Below are 18,982 nucleotides of genomic sequence, written 5' to 3' on the forward strand. Positions count from 1 at the left end.
GATGATGGTAATTGGGAAAGCATCACTTATCAGCTTAACTTGTTTATATTTTTTATCAGGAGGTTTTAATAATGCTATCGCGTCAGATATAGAAGGGGATTTTTTACATAATGTTAATCAAGATATAGTCAATGATTATAATTATTTAGAAAGCTTCTCTTCTGGAGATTTAGATAATTATTCAGAATTAAATATATCTAATGCTACTGATTCAATAGCAATAATAAAGCAACGCAGTCCTGGTATTACCGCGAACAACAGAGCGAAGATAACGCAAAGCGGAAGTTCTAACTCCGCATACATTGGTCAAACAGGGCGCAATAATACCGCCTTAATAGACCAGAATGGTTCAAATAACGATGCCGCAATTGGGCAACTCGGAGTAAATTCTGAAGCGCTTATTTCCCAAGACGGGAATAACAATTTAGCAGTTATCGGACAAGCTAACTTCTCAAGACAGAGTAGTCAGCTGAGCATTGACCAAAAAGGCAATGGCAATACTGCTTATTTGGTTGGTTCTGGAAGAAGTAATTTAGGAATTTCTCAAGACGGCAACGACTTTGCTTTAGTGAAAGCGTCTAGCTCAATGAGAATTCACATCAATCAAGCCAATTAGCGCGCAGTATGGAAAGCTTGATTCACCGTTGCTTCTCGATGAAGTAACAACATAGTCGACATGGAAATGTATAAGGATACAACTTATGAAAGTTACACAAATTGGAATTATAGTCGGTGCTATTCTGGGCTTTAATGCAGCATACGCAGATAATTTACCTGCTCCTTTTCCAGCCTCTGAGCCAGCGTTGGGGACAATAGAAGGAACAACCGATCTTGGCATATCATCGACAGTAGCCGGTATTCAACCTTTAGCGATGGATAATACTGCCGTTTGGCAAATGGGTAGTGGTGATAATGCCAATGTCACCATTAACCAGAACACGTCTGGTGTTACTGATGGGCATGTTGCACTAGTTGACACACATGCTAGCTATAACTCTGACGTAGTGGTTCAACAAGATGGCAATCTCAATGAAGCTCACGTTAAGTTACGATATGTAAACAACAACGCCTGGGTTGATCAAGATGGTGTTAGTAACCAAGCCCAAATTACAGTTCAACCTTATGGTCGAAGCAATGATTTACGAGTTACACAAGTGGGTAACGAGAACATCTCTGTCGTCAATGCTCTAGGTGGTGCTGACTACAATGAAGCTGATGTGAATGTCTCTGGTAACTCCAATACAACCTATACCGAGTTTAGTAACGCGAGTGTTGATAATAATGATGTAGACATCGATATCAGCGGCGATAATAACTATGTTCAAACGATAGTCAACACCGATGTTGGTGGTGGCGACGATAACTATGTCGATATCGATCTCGTGAGCAGTAGCGATAACCGAGTATTCACGTTACAAACAGGATCTCATTCAGATGCCATTGTTAGCTTAACAAACAGCAGTTCAAACCAATTTATGATTGAACAAACCTCTTATGATACTGCTCTCGTTTCAGGTAATGGCGCAAGTGGTAATGTCGGTATAATTTATCAGAATTAATATGATAAATAGTGCATATATTAAAACGGCGTTGATCGCCGTTTTATTTATTTCTTTCCATTTTAATGGATTTTCTTCTGATTTAAATTCAGTACAGTGCCTGATAAAAAATAAAAGTCTTATTCTGACCATAAATAACAGTGTGGCATCTTCATTAACGTTGAGTACGAACACCAACTCTAATTTCAACCAGAATACGAATAGTGGTATTACAACGTTGATTATTAATATAAATCAGTTTCCTGCCACTGTAAAACTTCACCCAAACAAGGGGATCTGGAAAATTCATAAAGACTGTACAATCAATAAAATAAAACCATAAATCTCGGTAATTCCCTCTTTCTACTTAAGTATTATTTTACCTTCGACAATACTATTAAATTAATTTCATAGATTTGATGAATAATTAGCTTTAAAAATTAGCAAAATAACAATACGTGCTTTAAACTAAAACACCTAAAGTTCAAGTAATGAGTTAAGAAAAGGAGTTCCACATGGCTAAACTGGAGGCTCATAACGCCATTTTACTTGCGGAGAACAATTTACAATCGATACTACTAAAAGAGTCTATAGAACAGAAAGTTAACCTGAACATAAAACTCATATCACCGGAAAGGCTCAGTGCTAAATCCCTAAAAAACGATGACTTAGTTCTGATTATTATTGATTTCCCGACAATGAGTAAGCAATACATTGAGAAATACCAGGAGCTCAGAGATGACGTAGCAAGTGATGTCCATGAAGTGCTACTCAATACACCAGGCGATTTCCCGCACTCTGAAATGCTTAAATGGCAGTATCTTGTCGGCATTTTTTATACGTCGGACACGCTTGAAAAGCTCGTGGCCGGCTTTAACTGCATTTTGCAAGGCGAGATGTGGATGAGTAGAAAGCTCATTTACCAGTACATTAGCTTCTACAGAGAGAGGCAGTGCGCGAAAACCAGTCCTTATTACCTCAAGCTCACCAAACGCGAGCAGCAGATCATTAAGTTACTCGGTGATGGAGCATCTAACACTCAGATAGCAGATACCCTCTATGTCAGTGAGAATACGGTCAAAGCACACCTTCACAACACGTTTAAAAAAATCAAGGTGAAGAATCGCTTACAAGCTTTGATCTGGGTTAAGAACAACGTTGCGACAAATGAGTTTGTCCAATAGACCTAACTCTCTGCCCTCAACCATAAACAGTCAATGCAGTTAGAATGTAGAAATCCCAAATACAAAAAAGCCGTAGCATTTCTGCTACGGCTTTTTCTAATGTGGTCGGTGAAGAGGGATTCGAACCCCCGACCCTCTGGTCCCAAACCAGATGCGCTACCAAGCTGCGCTATTCACCGAGATATCTAACTGGCTCATTGCCTGTCGATGGAGCGTATAATACGGGTTCTGAATTTATCCGCAAGGGCTTTTTCTCATATTTATTGCGATTTTGAATCGTTCGAACAAAAGACATACAACAACGAGCATGATGTGACGAAAAACACACAGTTACCAACAAGTATTTAACTTATGAAACAGGATTGATCCAGATCAGTGAATTGATAATGCTTGTTAATACACTAAGCCATGTCATATAACTTTGAGGTATACACATGGACTTTTGGCTAGATCTCCTATTTGGTAATGCGGTGGGACTATCTTCAATGATAGTAATCTTCGGGGCTCTGGGTCTCATGATGTTTTATGGAGGCTTCTTCATATACAAAGTTATGACTGAAAAATCTCCTCACTAGAATCGCTCTGCCTAAATCATTTACTTTTAAGTATTCTTTTACTTTATAAGTAAATGTCAAAACGCTTTGCACCGGAGCAGACTTATTGTCTTCTCCGGTTTTTTCATTTTTAAACCTAACCTCAACTTAGGTATACTTACCCTATCCTTCTCCAACTTGAGATACACACTATGTCTCATGATGATGACTTAGATCTATTCCAAGAAATGATGGGCGATGTTAAACGTATCGACCATGACACCGCTGAACACCAGAAAGTACACCGAGTCACCGAATCTCACCTTGCTAAGCGTGAAGCCGCTATGTGGCTGTCTGACGACGAGAAAGACTACTTATCATTAGACTATTCGCCAATGATCAAGCCAGACGATGTTGTTGCTTATAAAAAAGACGGTGTACAAGAAGGCGTATACAAAAAGCTGCGCCTAGGAAAATACCCTATTCAAGCCAAGCTCGACCTTCATAGGAAAACACTGAAAGACGCACGTAACGAAGTGCTTTCATTTTTGCGTCAGTGTTTAAGAATGGATGTTCGTACTGTCATCATTGTTCATGGTAAGGGTGAGCGTTCGAATCCACCTGCAATGATGAAAAGCTACGTGGCAAATTGGCTAACACAAATCAACGACGTTCAATGTGTTCATTCTGCTCAGCAATTTCATGGTGGTACGGGCGCAGTCTACGTAATGCTCAGAAAGAGTAATGAGAAAAAGCTAGAGAACAGAGAGCGCCATCAAAAACGCACCAGTTAATAGGTTGAGATAGATAAATGGACTAGTAACGATTTTGCATCAAGATCGATATTTCGTGCCTAGACTCACACCAAGTGCTAAAATTACCTCAGTTAACGAATTTCAACTCAAAGCAACTATCCAAAGGTTGCTTTTTGTTTATCTACATTTCCGTTGTGAAACGCTAAGAGAATATCATGTCACAAGAATCCCAAGCTAAACGCCTTAATAAATACATCAGTGAAACTGGTTTTTGCTCACGCCGCGAAGCCGATAAACTGATTGATGCAGGCCGAGTTACTATTAACGGTAAGATCCCTGAAATGGGTACTAAAGTCTTGCCAGGTGATGATGTTGAGATCGACAATAAGCCTGTTCGCTCAAAAGAGAAGCCGATTTACATTGCTCTCAATAAACCAACAGGTATCACCTGTACGACTGAGCGTGATATTCCTGGCAACATCGTCGACTTTATTGGCCACCACAAGCGCATTTTCCCGATTGGTCGTCTAGATAAGCCTTCTGATGGCCTTATCTTCCTAACCAATGACGGCGACATCGTAAACAAGATCCTACGTGCAGGTAACAACCACGAGAAAGAATACGTGGTGCGTGTAGATAAGCCGATTACGACGGAATTCTTGAAGCAAATGGGCGCTGGCGTTCACATTCTCGATACAGTCACTTTGCCATGTAAAGTAGAGAAAGAGACTAAGTTCTCATTCCGAATTACGCTAACACAAGGCCTTAACCGCCAAATTCGCCGTATGTGTGAAGCGCTCGGTTATGAAGTATTTAAACTGCGTCGTGTTCGTATTATGAATATCTCACTAGACGGTATTCCTAACGGCAAATGGCGCTACCTGAGCGACGAAGAGATCACTGAAATTTTAGCGATGTGTGAAGGCTCAGTAAGTACGGAAGATGCGTCAAAAATGAACGCGAAAGGTCAACGCATTCGCAAAGCGACTGACGCGAAACTTTTTGATAGCCGTGAAGAGAACCAAGCTTCAACAGCACGCCGTAATCAAAACGAGAACCGTACACGCACCTACCGCGGTAACAATGCGGATGAATTCCGTCATGCACCTAATTCAAAGCGTGGCCGCAATTCATCGAATGGTGAAAGCGGTGGTAATACCGAGAACTGGAAATCGAACTCTCGTTCAGAGCGTTCTAATTCAGATAGAAATCGTTCGGATCGCAATCGCACAGATCGCGATAATACCGATCGTAGAAGCGGGAAGCCGGCAAACCGCAGCCAAGATTCAAACAGACAGAACAAACCTGCACCAAAGCGTGTTGGTGGTACTTTAGGTCTGAAGAAGTAGTCTGAATCAGTAAGACGAGACTCTCGATATAAAAACGCCCGCTAGATTAGTCTAGCGGGCGTTTTTGTTGGTCATTCGATAGTTTTATCATCATGACGACGACAATCTATAAACATAAATCAGCAAACTGGCCGCGAGTCAGAAATGTTAAGTCTTTTGGGTCTAATTCAATCTCTAGCCCACGCTTACCTGCACTCACACATATCGTTTCAAAATCTGTCGCACTGGAATGAACGAAGGTAGGCAGTGCTTTCTTCTGACCAAGCGGACTAATGCCACCAACAACATAACCCGTGGTTTTCTGAGCAATATCTGGATCAGCCATCTCTGCTTTTTTGCCTTTCGCCGCTTTTGCTGCCAGCTTTAGGTTTAGCTTCTGGTCGACAGGAATAACGGCGACTGCCAAATCTTTCGCCACACCATTCAAGCAGAACAACAGCGTTTTGAATACACGTTTGGGATCTTGACCAAGCGCTTCAACGGCTTCTAAACCATAGTTCGTATTATTGGCATCATGATGGTACTGATGCACGCTATGAGCGATTTTCTTTTTCTTGGCGAGATTGATTGCTGGGGTCATAACAAATCCAAACGATAGATAAACAAAAAGCGACGCCGAGGCGTCGCTTTAGTTAAATTTATCATGGTGCTAGAGTCAATCTAATTTAGCACCTATTGATACAATTGCTTGGATTCAATTACTTGTAAACTATTTGGCCTGAAGGCGCGTACTTGTTCACGTCAACCGGGCTGTTTGCTTCTAGGTACTCTTTCAGTACTTCAGCATCAACAAAACCAGTATTTACGTAACCTGGGTGATCAGACAGTTTAGGGTAACCGTCACCACCAGCAGCGTTAAAGCTTGGTACTGTGAAACGGTAAGTTTCGTCTAGACGAAGCTGTTTGCCACCGATGAATACATTCGATACTTCACCGTTCGCTACTGTCATAGAGATTCCAGCAAACTGAGCGTAAGCACCAGAATCGATTGGTTTAGTCGCTACTACATTTAGGTAATCCAGAACTTCTTTACCCGTCATGTCTGTGTAAGTCAGGATGTTTGCAAAAGGCTGTACCTTCAGTACATCTTTGTAAGTAACATTACCGGCTTCAATTGAGTCACGAACGCCACCAGAGTTCATCACAGCGAAGTCTGCTTTTGCACGCTCCATGTGAGAAGTCGCAATCAAACGACCTAGGTTGGTCTGTTGGAAACGAACGACGTTACGATCGCCTTCAAGCTTGCCATTTGTCTCAGCGATTTGAACTTCTAGCTGTGCCTGACCTTGCTCTTGGAAAGGACGTAGGAATTCAAGTAGCTCTGGGTCTTGTGCGATTTCATCTTGAATAAGAACACGTTGCTTCTTACCGTCGATCTTAACTTTCTTCTTAAGGTTAACTGGAATCAGGTCGTAGCTCACCATCTCTAGCTCGCCATTACGGAATTCGTAATCAGCACGACCTACGTACTTGCCCCACTCGTGAGCTTGAACGATGTAAGTACCGTTCTGTACGTCAGGCTTACACTCATCACCCGGCTTGAAGTTTTTCTTCGCAACGTTAGGGCCTTCCATACATACAGGCTCTTGAGAGTGACCACCAACGATCATGTCTAGATCGCCTTCGTTTAGGTAACGAGCAAGTGCGACATCACCCGGAGCATTGACACCACGTTGGCCATTTTCGTAGTGACCCATATGAGTCACAGCAAAGATTAGATCCGGTTTTTCTGTTTCTTTAAGTTCAGCGATTAGCTTCTTCGCTTCTTCTTTAGGATCACGGAAGTCGATGCCTGCGATAAATTCAGGGTTACCAATCTTTTGGGTATCTTCAGTTGTTAAACCAATAACCGCAATCTTGATGCCTTGCTTTTCGAACATCTCGTAAGCTTGGAACTTACGTTCACCTGTCGCTTTATCGTAGATGTTTGCAGATAGCATTGGGAAGTTAGCCCAGTCGATCTGCTTTTGTAATACGTCTAAAGAGTTATCAAACTCGTGGTTACCCAATGCCATGGCATCGTAACCAATTTTGTTCATACCTTTAAAATCAGGTTCTGCGTCCTGAAGGTCTGACTCTGGAACACCCGTGTTGATGTCACCGCCAGATAGAAGCAACACGCTACCGCCTTCTGCTTCAACTTCTGAACGAAGTTGGTCAACTAGCGTTTTACGTGCAGACATGCCGTATTCGCCATATTTATTCTGCCAGAAACGACCATGGTTATCGTTTGTGTGAAGAATCGTTAGCTTGTAAGTTTCGTCTTGGTTCCAATCATGAGCTGATTGAGACGCACACCCAGCTAGAGTAGCTAGAATTGCAGCACTTAGTGCTGTCTTTAGAATAAGGCGTTGCTTCATTGTCATACCTTTGAACTTTTTAGGGAATCCACTGCTTTTTATAATCTATTGCGACCCCTTTCCTGGAGTTCGAACAATAAGACTTCAACATGACTAATCTTAAATTAACATTCTAGATGTAACACGACGATTTCATATTTATATCGAATTGGTCACGCATAGGTCAACAGTTAAGTGTAACAAAATTATGAGATTACACTCAAACTTCCCCTGCATCACAAGCAATCGTTTACTTACAAAGTGTGATGAATATCAGTAATTTACTGCAAACAGGACTGACCTCACACTCATATAAGAGTTTCTTAGGTAATAACCCGCCACGTTAACAACTCTTTAAATGAACGGTTTATGTTCGGCTGCTTTTACGAGATTAAAAAAAGCCCAATTCAGAGAACTGGGCTTTCTTAGATCAACTTTGTTAAATAACGTTTCCGTTACTTCACATCCATCTCAATTATTTAATATCAATATGCTCAAAGCCTTTGATAAGGTCATCAAGTGCTTTCATCTGCTTCAAGAACGGCTCTAGTTTGTCTAGAGGTAGCGCAGATGGGCCATCACAACGAGCTTGGTCTGGGTTTGGGTGAGCTTCAATGAACAGACCCGCAATACCCGTAGCAAGACCCGCTTTAGCAAGTTCAACCGTTTGCTCACGACGACCGCCAGATGCAGCACCTGATGGGTCACGCATTTGTAGAGAGTGCGTCACGTCGAAGATGATTGGGCTACCGTTTGAAGACTTCTTCATTACGCCAAAGCCAAGCATATCCACAACAAGGTTATCGTAACCCATGCAAGCGCCACGCTCACAAAGGATGATGTTGTCATTACCGCACTCAGCGAACTTATCAACGATGTTGCCAACTTGATTCGGGCTCATGAACTGAGGCTTCTTCACGTTGATTACCGCGCCAGTCTTAGCCATTGCTTCAACAAGATCAGTTTGACGAGCTAGGAATGCAGGTAGTTGGATTACATCAACCACATCCGCAACAGGCTGAGCTTGAGCTTCTGTGTGGATATCAGTAATGATCTTCACGCCGAAAGTATCTTTCAGCTCTTGGAAGATTTTAAGACCTTCTTCCATTCCTGGACCACGGTATGAATGAACTGAGCTGCGGTTCGCTTTATCAAAAGACGCCTTAAATACGTAAGGGATGCCTAGCTTTTCGGTTACTTTTACATAGTGCTCACAGATCTGCATAGCAAGATCGCGAGATTCAAGAACGTTCATGCCTGCAAATAGCGTAAATGGCTTGTCGTTTGCAATTGGCATATCGCCAATGTGAACTGTTTTTTGTTCCATCATATTCTCTCTAAGTAATTATTAATTAGTGAACGACCACTGTCTTTTCGTTCATGACGTTCACTTGAGATTTCAGTAACTCAGATGCAGGGTCATCTGGGCATTGGTCGATAAAATATTGATAATCGGTTGCGGCTACTTGGTGACAGTCTAGCTGCTGATAGATAAAACCGCGGTCACGGATTTCATATGGGTCATCAGGTACAAACGTCAAAGCAAGGTCAGTACACTTCAATGCAAGCGTATAACGCTCTTCTCGCAGCAGTGCACTCTTGAGCAGGGCTAACCATTTACCAATAATTGTTGGGTGGTCGGCGACTTCTAGGTGCTCAGGTTTCACCTTAGCTAATGGGCCGTCATGTCCAATTAACCATGCTCGCAGCGTTTGTTCGCCAACATACTCACCGTTATAAGGGTTAATATAGGCTGCAGCTTGCCCGTACCAACTTACTTTAAGTAAGAATTGAGTCGGGAAAGAGACGCCCTCTACAGGAAAGCCTAGCTTGCGACCTAGAAAAAGAAAGATCGCCCCCAGACTCACTGGAATGCCTTTCTTTCTCTCAAGCACTTTATCGATGAACGCGTTTTCCGAAGAGAAATACGCATCTTTATCGCCAGCAAAACCCCATTCATAAAAGAATAGTCGAATAAAAGATTCAAACTTCTGCTGTTCATCGGTTTCATTAACCAAAGCAAACTCGGCGTCTTTTAACAATCTCGCCAGCTCTTGCTCTGCCCAACTGTCTTGAGTTTCTGGGTTAATCGCTTTATTTAAGATCAATGCACCTTCAGCTAATTCTAGCTGGTCAAAGTCTTCATCAAAAAATTCGTACATAGATAGTTAACCGAAATAAGGAGATAATTAACCGAAAAATGTTGGTGTCTTGGTCATTGCGATTTTGCCTGCCATCGCTAACCAGCCAAGCGCACCAAAGAAAGAGAATACTCTCAGTAGCTTGTTTTTACCTAGCTTAAGCGCAAAGAAACCTAATGCGATGTAAGCCATAACACAAGTTAGTTTTTCGGTTAACCATGGTGCTGCTGGTGTAAATGGAATAAAGCCAGTGATGAAAATCAAACCAATACCCGATAGCAATAGCAACGAGTCATTGATATGAGGGAAACGCTGCAAGAAAGGATGCTTAAGCTTAGGTGAGTTAGCCATCATAAGAGCGAAACGAATCGAGAGAAGTAGCGCACTTATAGCAATCGTTAATAGGTGAAAATGTTTTAGACCTTCGTACATGGTATTCCTTTATATTTTTATATGTGCTTTCGTTAACACGAGCCTCACAATACCCGTTAATGCTCTGTAGTTCTGCATAAAATCTCTGTATTTCTGCGTTAAATGCATTATCGGGTTAAATGTATTGTCGAGTTAAAGGTATCAATTTAGCAAGTTCATCATCCATTGCTCACAAGACGATTAACAATCACTAACTATGAACAGTAACGACCCAATGTCACTCGGTCATTACCACCGTAATCTTTCTCTGTGACAACATCGAGATAACCGAGCGCCTGCATAATCTCACGAACTGCCAAACCTTGGTCATAGCCGTGTTCAAATGCTAACCAACCTTCATTTTCCAAAAAGCCACGTGCGTTTTCAGAAATGTATCGAATATCTGCAAGCCCTTTCTCTTCAGCAACCAGTGCTGTGATCGGCTCAAAACGCACATCGCCTTGAGACAAATGAGGATCATTCTTCTCAATGTATGGCGGGTTAGAAACAATCAGAGAGAATTTCACAACGCCTTCAGAGCTCAAAGGCTCAAACCAACTACCATGCAAAAAAGTCGCATTGGTGATGTTGAGACGTTGTGCATTCTCTGTAGCAAGCTGCTGTGCTTCAGGGCGAAGATCAATACCCGTTACCTGTCGATTCGGCATCTCAGACGCCAATGCTAACGCGATAGCACCTGTACCAGTCCCTAAATCGAGAATCGCGCCTTGCTTGCCGTACGTTTTATCCAAAGCTACCTCAACCAAACGCTCGGTATCTGGGCGTGGGATTAATGTAGAAGGGGAAACTTTTAACGGCAGTGACCAAAACTCACGCTCACCAATTATGTAAGCCACAGGCTCACCGGTTAAGCGACGTTTTAGAAGGGCATTGAATTCAGACTCTTGCTCTGAGGTGAGATGCTTCTCAGGCCAAGTCAGTAGGTAAGATCTTGGTTTATCTAAGGCGTGACAAAGCAGTACCGCGGCATCAATAGAGGGTGATGTGTTATCACCCTCTTGAAGCTTTACGATTGCTGCTTTTAAAGCACTTTCAACCGTATATGCTGACTGCATACTGGTTAGTTGTTCTCTGCAAGTGCAGCAAGCTGATCGGCTTGGTGCTCTTGAAGTACAGGATCAAGCAAGCTTTGCATGTCACCTTCAAGTACTTCGTTAAGACGGTAAATTGTAAGGTTGATACGGTGATCCGAAACACGGCCTTGTGGGTAGTTGTACGTACGAATACGGTCACTACGGTCACCCGAACCTAGTAGGTTACGACGTGTATCAGAAACCGCTGCCGCGCGGCGCTCTTCTTCTGCTTGAACAATACGAGCAGCAAGAACAGCCATCGCTTTCGCTTTGTTTTTATGCTGAGAACGCTCGTCCTGACACTCTACTACTGTACCCGTTGGTAAGTGAGTAATACGGATTGCTGAATCCGTGGTGTTAACGTGCTGACCACCCGCGCCTGATGCACGGAAAGTATCAATTTTAAGGTCGCCCGCTTTGATTTCTGGAAGATCCGCTTCTGGGATCTCAGGCATAACCGCAACCGTACATGCTGACGTGTGAACACGGCCTTGAGATTCGGTTTCAGGTACACGTTGTACACGGTGACCGCCTGACTCAAACTTCATGGTGCCGTAAACAGCGTCGCCACTAACCTTAGCGATCATCTCTTTGTAGCCGCCTTGCTCAGAAGCATTGCTGCTCATGATTTCAACACGCCAACCTTTCTTCTCAGCAAACTTAGAGTACATACGGAACAGGTTGCCCGCGAAGATACCTGCTTCATCACCACCCGCACCTGCGCGGATTTCTAGGAAACAGTTACGCTCATCGTTTGGATCTTTTGGAATAAGAAGAATCTGTAGCTCATCAGTCAGACGCTCAATTGCTGCTTTCGCATCTTTGATTTCATCTTGAGCCATTTCACGCATTTCTGCGTCGTCTTCGTTTGCCATCTCTTCAGCAGCTTCTAGATCTTCTTTCGCTTGCTGGTATGACTGGAAGCAAGCTGTCACTTCTTCAAGTTGAGAGTATTCTTTCGAAAGTGCACGGAATTTGTCTTGATTCCCGATTACATCTGGATCACCAAGTAGATGTTGAACTTCTTCATAGCGTTCAACAAGTGTTTCAAGCTTTACTAGAATCGAGGCTTTCATAATGTCTTATCTTGTTGGAGGTCTAATATTATTGAGGGTTTTCTAAGCCCAAACTCTGTCTAATGACCATTAATTTTGCAGGTTCTCCTTGCTCAGCTGCACTTTGAAGTGCGCGCGTTGGAGCATGGATCAATTTGTTTGTGAGCTTATTGCTGAGCTCGAGTAAAACTTTTTCAGGGTCACCGCCAGCGGCAAGCGATTGTAAACTTTTACTTAATAATTCTTCGCGGATTTCGTTAGCCGATTTACGGTAATCTCGAATACTGTCTACCGCTTGTAAAGAGCGCATCCAACTCATGAACGCGGCACTTTCTTCACTGACGATCGCTTCAGCTTGAATCGCTTCAACTTTACGTTGTTCGATATTGCCATCAACAATCGACTGCAAATCATCAACCGAATAAAGGTAGGCATCATTTAGATCACCAACCTGCGATTCCACATCACGTGGAACGGCAATATCAACCAATAACATCGGCTGATGCTTTCTTGTTTTTAGAGCAGTCTCAACCATACCCTTACCGATAATAGGCAATGGACTTGCGGTTGAGCTAATTACGATGTCCGCTCGATGAAGATGATCAGGGATCTCATTCAAGCTGATCACTTCAGCACCAAATTCTTCTGCTAGCCCTAGAGCACGTTCTCGAGTTCGGTTCGCCACAATCATTTTTGTACAGCCATTCGCCGAAAGGTGCTTAGCCACCAGCTCAATGGTTTCACCCGCACCAACCAGTAACACGGTTGAATCTGCGATGGATTCAAAAATATGCTTGGCTAAGGTACAGGCTGCGTAAGCTACAGAAACCGCGCTTCCGCCGATTTCAGTTTCAGTTCGAACACGCTTCGCAACAGAAAATGATTTCTGGAATAGTTTTTCCATTGAAGCATCAACGGATTTGTTCTCTCGCGAGTCCGTATACGCTTGCTTCACCTGACCTAAGATCTGCGGTTCACCCAAGACTAAAGAGTCCAAACCACAAGCAACGCGCATTAAGTGTTTAATCGCCGCCTGCTCTTCATGGATATAAAGGCTTGGCTTTAGCTCTTCTGGGCTAACTTGATGGAAAACCGACAACCAATCGATGAGTTTGTTTTTAGCCACGCCTTTAACGTCGCAATACACTTCAGTTCGATTACAGGTAGAAAGTATGACACTTCCATTCACGTGTGCATTTGCGTTAAGTTGCTTGAGTGCCTCAGATAATTTATCTGGACCAAAAGCGACTTTTTCTCGCAATTCAACCGACGCTGTATTGTGATTGATACCTACGGCAAGCAAAGACATGTATCAGAAGTTCTCGATCAGGGAATGGAAACAAGGGGCGAATTTTACTTGATGCATGGCTCTATTTAAAGAGCAAGCGGGATTTGTTTTCCTGAGTTCGTGAATTCAATGCTATAGTTGAAGCGTTTTTTAGATAAATTTGAACAAGTTGTGAGCAAACATGAGCAAGCTTCTCAAAATCGCGTCTCTTATTTTTATGGCCATAACTATGGTGGGTTGCTCGTCTATCCCAGAACAACCAACCAGCGTTGAATGGCAAAGTCATCAAGATCGGCTTTTACAGATAGACAACTATCAAGCCTCAGGCAAGCTCGCTTACATTTCCCCAGAGCAACGTCAAAGCCTAAATTTCATTTGGAAACATTCACCAAATCAAAGTCAATTAAGGCTCACTACTTTTCTCGGTCAAACTGCACTGAACCTAACCATAGATCCATCGGGTGCAAAAGTCGTGACCTATGGCGATCAAGTATTTACTCATGCGAGCGCTTCAGTCTTGGTTGAGCAGCTGACAGGTTTACAGATCCCTATTGATCACCTGCCACAATGGTTCCTTGGCATTCCAGACCAAGCCGATAGCTACCAATTGAACACGACCAACACGCTTGAGTCTCTCACCAAACAAGTCAGCAACCAATTATGGACACTGAGTTTTGCTAACTATCGCAATACAGAGATGCCGAATAAGCAACTATCGGGTGAAGACAACACTAAGGTAGAGATAATCCCACTCCCTACTCGATTGTCATTCAAGCAAGACAATAACAAAATCAACATTGTAGTTTCGAAGTGGACACTGAAAAAATGATAACAACGCCAACGCATTGGCCTTCTCCGGCTAAACTGAATCTATTTCTTTACATCATAGGTCGACGTGACAATGGCTATCACGAACTTCAAACTTTATTTCAGTTTGTCGATTTTGGTGATGAACTAACGGTTACCGCAAACTCAGAAACTAGCTCGATAACAATCACACCAGAAATCCCTGGGGTAGCACTTGAAGACAACCTGATCTGGAAAGCCGCTACTGCGCTACAGCAATATACCTCAACCTGTTTCGGTGCCGATATTGAACTCAAGAAAGTACTGCCTATGGGTGGCGGTATTGGCGGAGGCTCTTCAAATGCCGCAACCGTGTTGGTCGCTCTGAATTATTTATGGCAACTCAACCTGTCAGACGATCAACTCGCCGAGATCGGTTTGAAGCTTGGTGCTGACGTTCCTGTCTTCGTTCGAGGCCACGCCGCCTTTGCTGAAGGGGTTGGAGAACAATTGTCACCAGCTAATCCGGATGAAAAATGGTATCTAGTCGCCAAACCTCAAGTGAGCATAGCAACTGCAGACATATTCAAACATTCAGAATTAACTCGAAATACGCCAAAGCGAGCGCTAGCAACGCTTCTAGAGCAAGAATACGTAAACGATTGCGAAAAAATTGTGCGAATGCTGTACCCAGAGGTTGATAAGCAACTTTCATGGCTGCTACAATACGCGCCGTCGAGATTGACTGGTACAGGTTCGTGCGTTTTTGCTGAATTTAACAGCAAAAAAGAAGCCGAATTGGTGCGAGAACAACTGCCTGACACAGTTTCCGCTTTCGTAGCGAAAGGAAGAAACATTTCTCCTTTAAAAGAAACTCTGGCTGAATACCAATCAGCCCACCCACAATCTATTTAAAACTGGACGCAACCCGAGGTTTCCACCGTGCCTGATATGAAGCTATTTGCTGGTAACGCAACACCTGAACTAGCCCAACGTATTGCTGATCGTCTATACATCTCTCTTGGCGATGCTACTGTAGACCGTTTTTCTGATGGCGAAGTCGCTGTTCAAATCAATGAAAACGTTCGTGGTAGCGATGTATTCCTGATTCAATCAACTTGTGCACCAACCAATGACAACCTTATGGAATTGGTGGTAATGATTGACGCAATGCGCCGTGCTTCTGCTGGCCGTATTACTGCTGTAATCCCTTACTTCGGTTATGCCCGTCAAGATCGTCGTGTACGCTCTGCTCGTGTGCCAATTACTGCAAAAGTTGTTGCAGACTTCCTTTCTAACGTTGGCGTTGACCGCGTTCTTACTATCGACCTACACGCAGAGCAAATCCAAGGCTTCTTCGATGTACCTGTTGATAACATCTTCGGCACTCCAGTTCTTCTAGAAGACATGGCTAACCGTGGCCTAGAAAACCCAGTAGTGGTTTCTCCAGACCTTGGTGGTGTTGTACGTGCTCGTGCAACGGCTAAAGCGCTAGGTGATGTTGACATCGCTATCGTTGATAAGCGTCGTCCACGTGCTAACGTTTCTGAAGTAATGAACCTAATCGGTGATGTTGAAGGTCGTGACTGTGTTATCGTTGATGACATGATCGATACGGGTGGCACACTATGTAAAGCAGCTGAAGCGCTTAAAGAGCGCGGTGCTAAGCGTGTATTCGCTTACGCAACTCACGCTGTTTTCTCTGGTACTGCTGCGAACAACATCAAGAACTCTGTTCTAGACCAAGTTATCGTAACGGATTCTATCTCTCTATCTCCAGAGATGGCTGCGACGGGTAAAGTGACAACACTTAGCCTTTCTCGCATGCTTGCTGAAGCGATTCGTCGTATCAGCAACGAAGAATCAATCTCAGCGATGTTCAACTAATCAAAGCCCAATAGCTTTTTTTACAAAAGCTTGGTTTTAGAAACACGCGAGAGAAAGATATTAAGCACTTCAGTCAATGAAGTGCTTTTTTTATGTCTGAGTAATATTGCACTGCTAGTTATCACAAACAGGAATAATCGCGCAGCTATCAGCTAGCTCGCACCTTTTTCATAAACTGTGATATCATACGGCGCTTTTTGAAATCCCAAGAGAGATCCATACCTTGAGCCAACAAATAAAACTTCTCGTTGGACTGGCTAATCCAGGTCCAGAATACGCCAAAACTCGCCACAACGCGGGCGCTTGGGTAGTTGAAGAATTAGCGCGTGTACATAACGTGACACTAAAGAACGAACCAAAGTTCTTTGGCCTGACGGGTCGTATCATGGTTCACGGTGAAGATCTTCGTTTGCTGATCCCAACGACTTTTATGAACTTGTCAGGCAAAGCAGTTGCAGCCTTAGCAAAGTTCTACCAAATTAAACCAGAAGAGATCATGGTCGCTCACGATGAGTTAGATCTGCCTCCTGGTATTGGAAAGTTTAAAAAAGGTGGTGGTCATGGCGGACATAATGGTCTGAAAGACATCATCAGCAAGCAGGGTAACAATAAAGAATTCTATCGTCTTAGATTAGGCATCGGCCATCCAGGACACAAAGATAAAGTTGCAGGTTATGTATTAGGCAAAGCTCCTCAAAAAGAGCAAGAGTGTATCGAGGCCGTCGTTGACGAATCGGTTCGCAGCCTAGACATCTTATTAAAAGATGGCCTACCAAAAGCACAAAATCGCTTACATACGTTCAAAGCAGAATAAGGTTTATATCATGGGTTTTAAATGTGGCATCGTTGGTCTACCAAACGTTGGTAAGTCAACTCTGTTTAACGCACTGACTAAAGCAGGCATCGAAGCAGCAAACTTTCCATTTTGTACGATCGAACCAAACACAGGTATCGTTCCGGTTCCAGATCTACGCTTAGATGCATTAGCAAAAATTGTTAATCCACAGAAGATCCTTCCAACGACAATGGAATTCGTAGATATCGCGGGCCTAGTTGCTGGCGCATCTAAAGGTGAAGGTCTTGGTAACAAATTCCTAGCTAACATCCGTGAAACTGACGCTATCGGTCACGTTGTACGCTGCTTTGAAAATGAAAACATTGTTCACGTTGCTGGCAAAGTATCTCCAATTGAAGATATCGAAGTGATCAACCTAGAACTTGCACTGGCTGACTTAGACAGCTGTGAGCGTGCAATTCAACGTAACGCGAAGAAAGCGAAAGGCGGCGACAAAGACGCTAAATTCGAAATCACTGTACTAGAAAAGCTACTTCCAGTTCTAACTGAAGGTGGTATGGCACGTACTGTTGAACTTGGCAAAGAAGAAGCGGCAGCAATCGGCTACCTAAACTTCCTAACGCTTAAGCCAACAATGTACATCGCAAACGTTGCAGAAGATGGTTTTGAAAATAACCCATACCTAGACGCTGTTCGTGAATACGCAGAAAACGAAAACAACGTTGTTGTTGCTGTTTGTGCAGCAATCGAATCAGAGCTTTCTGAGCTTGATGACGAAGATCGCGAAGAGTTCCTTGCGGATATGGGTATCGAAGAACCAGGTCTTAACCGAGTGATCCGCTCTGGTTACGAACTACTGACTCTTCAGACTTACTTCACAGCTGGTGTTAAAGAAGTTCGTGCTTGGACAATCCCTGTAGGTGCAACTGCGCCACAAGCAGCGGGTAAGATCCACACAGACTTCGAGAAAGGTTTCATCCGTGCTGAAGTTGTTGGATTCGATCACTTCATCGAATTTAACGGTGAGAGCGGTGCGAAAGACGCAGGTAAATGGCGCCTTGAAGGTAAAGAATACATCGTTAAAGATGGTGACGTTGTTCACTTCCGCTTCAATGTATAATTCTGATTAAACATCTAGAAAAAAGGCCAGTGAATTCACTGGCCTTTTTGTTTTTCCCCTTTCTAAATTGTCCCTCACCAGAAACTTAACTTCCTATATATATCGCCTTTTAGACCTGTTTTTTGTCGACAAATACGCCTCTTTGCCTAAAAAGAAACCGAACAGATGTTTATTCGCGATTTATTCAAAAAAAAAGTTGACGGGTTTCACTCAACTCCGCATAATGCGCCCCGTTCACAGCGAAGCGGCAACGTTTCGAAATGAGCAACAATATGGAAATGGCTACTTAGCTCAGTTGGTTAGAGCACATCACTCATAATGATGGGGTCGCAGGTTCAAATCCCGCAGTAGCCACCATTTCCTAAGCACTCTATTTGATATTAAAGTTTGTCTTTAGTAACAAAGAGTTTTTAGGAAATAACGCGGTCGTGGCGGAATTGGTAGACGCACCAGATTTAGGTTCTGGCGCCGAGAGGTGTGAGAGTTCAAGTCTCTCCGACCGCACCATATTGAGATATCTTAATTGATATCATTGTTGGGCTATCGCCAAGCGGTAAGGCACCGGCTTTTGATGCCGGCATTCCCTGGTTCGAATCCAGGTAGCCCAGCCACAATTTAAAGTGTAATTATCTTTAAAAAGATAATGGCATTGAAAGCAAGATTATATTATATTGTCTCGCTCTCAGATGGCTACTTAGCTCAGTTG

General features: G+C 43.2%; 19 protein-coding genes and 4 tRNA genes. 14 read left to right on the forward strand and 9 right to left on the reverse strand.

Annotation, left to right across the window (positions count from 1 at the left end):
* Positions 1-4: 4 nt before the first annotated feature.
* The 3 genes from AB4185_RS07700 to AB4185_RS07710 all read left to right on the forward strand — a co-directional run bounded on the left by AB4185_RS07700 (position 5) and on the right by AB4185_RS07710 (position 2,722).
* Positions 5-616 (forward strand): hypothetical protein, encoded by a 612-nt coding sequence (locus tag AB4185_RS07700; RefSeq protein ID WP_017064156.1) that lies wholly within the window; start codon positions 5-7, stop codon positions 614-616.
* Between the two features lie 85 nt (positions 617-701).
* A complete protein-coding gene (locus tag AB4185_RS07705; protein ID WP_102428680.1) occupies positions 702-1,559 on the forward strand; it encodes a curlin in 858 nt (285 codons plus the stop codon).
* A 494-nt stretch (positions 1,560-2,053) separates the two neighbouring features.
* Complete coding sequence (locus AB4185_RS07710; RefSeq protein ID WP_017064159.1) at positions 2,054-2,722, forward strand: LuxR C-terminal-related transcriptional regulator; 669 nt, start codon at positions 2,054-2,056, stop codon at positions 2,720-2,722.
* A 102-nt stretch (positions 2,723-2,824) separates the two neighbouring features.
* On the opposite strand, the gene AB4185_RS07715 is transcribed toward AB4185_RS07710, so the two are convergent.
* Positions 2,825-2,901: transfer RNA gene (locus AB4185_RS07715), tRNA-Pro, on the reverse strand.
* Positions 2,902-3,156: 255 nt separating this feature from the next.
* Between AB4185_RS07715 and AB4185_RS07720 the strand changes: the two genes are divergently transcribed.
* The 3 genes from AB4185_RS07720 (at position 3,157) to rluF (ending at position 5,359) form a co-directional block, all read left to right on the forward strand.
* On the forward strand, positions 3,157-3,297 hold the full coding sequence (locus tag AB4185_RS07720; RefSeq protein WP_017062321.1) for a DUF3149 domain-containing protein: 141 nt from the start codon (positions 3,157-3,159) through the stop codon (positions 3,295-3,297).
* 170 nt (positions 3,298-3,467) lie between these two features.
* On the forward strand, positions 3,468-4,049 hold the full coding sequence (smrA, locus tag AB4185_RS07725) for a DNA endonuclease SmrA (RefSeq protein ID WP_017062320.1): 582 nt from the start codon (positions 3,468-3,470) through the stop codon (positions 4,047-4,049).
* Positions 4,050-4,225: 176 nt separating this feature from the next.
* Positions 4,226-5,359 carry a 23S rRNA pseudouridine(2604) synthase RluF gene (gene rluF, locus AB4185_RS07730; protein WP_372135284.1) on the forward strand — a complete coding sequence of 378 codons (1,134 nt, stop codon included), beginning with the start codon at positions 4,226-4,228 and terminating at the stop codon, positions 5,357-5,359.
* Positions 5,360-5,465: 106 nt separating this feature from the next.
* Here the strand turns inward: rluF and ybaK are convergent, their stop codons facing one another.
* The 8 genes from ybaK to hemA form a co-directional block, all read right to left on the reverse strand.
* Entirely contained in the window at positions 5,466-5,939 is a 474-nt protein-coding gene (ybaK, locus tag AB4185_RS07735) for a Cys-tRNA(Pro) deacylase (protein ID WP_017066863.1), read from the reverse strand.
* Positions 5,940-6,057: 118 nt separating this feature from the next.
* The gene (ushA, locus tag AB4185_RS07740) at positions 6,058-7,719 is read right to left on the reverse strand and encodes a bifunctional UDP-sugar hydrolase/5'-nucleotidase UshA (protein WP_017066864.1); all 1,662 of its coding nucleotides are present in this window, start codon (positions 7,717-7,719) and stop codon (positions 6,058-6,060) included.
* Positions 7,720-8,173: 454 nt separating this feature from the next.
* On the reverse strand, positions 8,174-9,028 hold the full coding sequence (gene kdsA / locus AB4185_RS07745) for a 3-deoxy-8-phosphooctulonate synthase (RefSeq protein ID WP_017069619.1): 855 nt from the start codon (positions 9,026-9,028) through the stop codon (positions 8,174-8,176).
* Between the two features lie 22 nt (positions 9,029-9,050).
* The gene (locus AB4185_RS07750; RefSeq protein WP_017064164.1) at positions 9,051-9,860 is read right to left on the reverse strand and encodes a SirB1 family protein; all 810 of its coding nucleotides are present in this window, start codon (positions 9,858-9,860) and stop codon (positions 9,051-9,053) included.
* Positions 9,861-9,887: 27 nt separating this feature from the next.
* A complete protein-coding gene (locus AB4185_RS07755) occupies positions 9,888-10,271 on the reverse strand; it encodes a SirB2 family protein (protein ID WP_009848726.1) in 384 nt (127 codons plus the stop codon).
* A gap of 194 nt (positions 10,272-10,465) precedes the next feature.
* Positions 10,466-11,326, reverse strand: coding sequence for a peptide chain release factor N(5)-glutamine methyltransferase (prmC, locus tag AB4185_RS07760; RefSeq protein WP_102333666.1), 861 nt, complete (start codon positions 11,324-11,326; stop codon positions 10,466-10,468).
* 5 nt (positions 11,327-11,331) lie between these two features.
* Positions 11,332-12,420 carry a peptide chain release factor 1 gene (prfA, locus tag AB4185_RS07765; protein WP_017062313.1) on the reverse strand — a complete coding sequence of 363 codons (1,089 nt, stop codon included), beginning with the start codon at positions 12,418-12,420 and terminating at the stop codon, positions 11,332-11,334.
* 28 nt (positions 12,421-12,448) lie between these two features.
* Positions 12,449-13,708 carry a glutamyl-tRNA reductase gene (gene hemA, locus AB4185_RS07770; protein ID WP_017062312.1) on the reverse strand — a complete coding sequence of 420 codons (1,260 nt, stop codon included), beginning with the start codon at positions 13,706-13,708 and terminating at the stop codon, positions 12,449-12,451.
* Positions 13,709-13,868: 160 nt separating this feature from the next.
* On the opposite strand from hemA, the gene lolB reads away from it, so the two are divergent.
* The 8 genes from lolB (at position 13,869) to AB4185_RS07810 (ending at position 18,887) form a co-directional block, all read left to right on the forward strand.
* A complete protein-coding gene (gene lolB, locus AB4185_RS07775; RefSeq protein ID WP_102333667.1) occupies positions 13,869-14,516 on the forward strand; it encodes a lipoprotein insertase outer membrane protein LolB in 648 nt (215 codons plus the stop codon).
* Complete coding sequence (ispE, locus tag AB4185_RS07780; protein WP_372127678.1) at positions 14,513-15,388, forward strand: 4-(cytidine 5'-diphospho)-2-C-methyl-D-erythritol kinase; 876 nt, start codon at positions 14,513-14,515, stop codon at positions 15,386-15,388. The genes lolB and ispE overlap by 4 nt, the downstream gene beginning before the upstream one ends.
* Positions 15,389-15,415: 27 nt before the next feature.
* Entirely contained in the window at positions 15,416-16,360 is a 945-nt protein-coding gene (locus tag AB4185_RS07785; protein ID WP_004739814.1) for a ribose-phosphate pyrophosphokinase, read from the forward strand.
* Between the two features lie 223 nt (positions 16,361-16,583).
* Entirely contained in the window at positions 16,584-17,174 is a 591-nt protein-coding gene (gene pth, locus AB4185_RS07790) for an aminoacyl-tRNA hydrolase (RefSeq protein ID WP_004739815.1), read from the forward strand.
* Between the two features lie 10 nt (positions 17,175-17,184).
* Complete coding sequence (ychF, locus tag AB4185_RS07795; RefSeq protein ID WP_010439159.1) at positions 17,185-18,276, forward strand: redox-regulated ATPase YchF; 1,092 nt, start codon at positions 17,185-17,187, stop codon at positions 18,274-18,276.
* A gap of 280 nt (positions 18,277-18,556) precedes the next feature.
* Positions 18,557-18,633, forward strand: a tRNA-Met gene (locus tag AB4185_RS07800).
* A gap of 65 nt (positions 18,634-18,698) precedes the next feature.
* Positions 18,699-18,783: transfer RNA gene (locus AB4185_RS07805), tRNA-Leu, on the forward strand.
* A 29-nt stretch (positions 18,784-18,812) separates the two neighbouring features.
* A tRNA-Gln gene (locus AB4185_RS07810) sits at positions 18,813-18,887 on the forward strand.
* Positions 18,888-18,982: the final 95 nt, after the last annotated feature.

This window comes from Vibrio sp. 10N.286.48.F5, from assembly GCF_041469785.1.
GTDB classification, from domain to species: domain Bacteria; phylum Pseudomonadota; class Gammaproteobacteria; order Enterobacterales; family Vibrionaceae; genus Vibrio; species Vibrio crassostreae_C.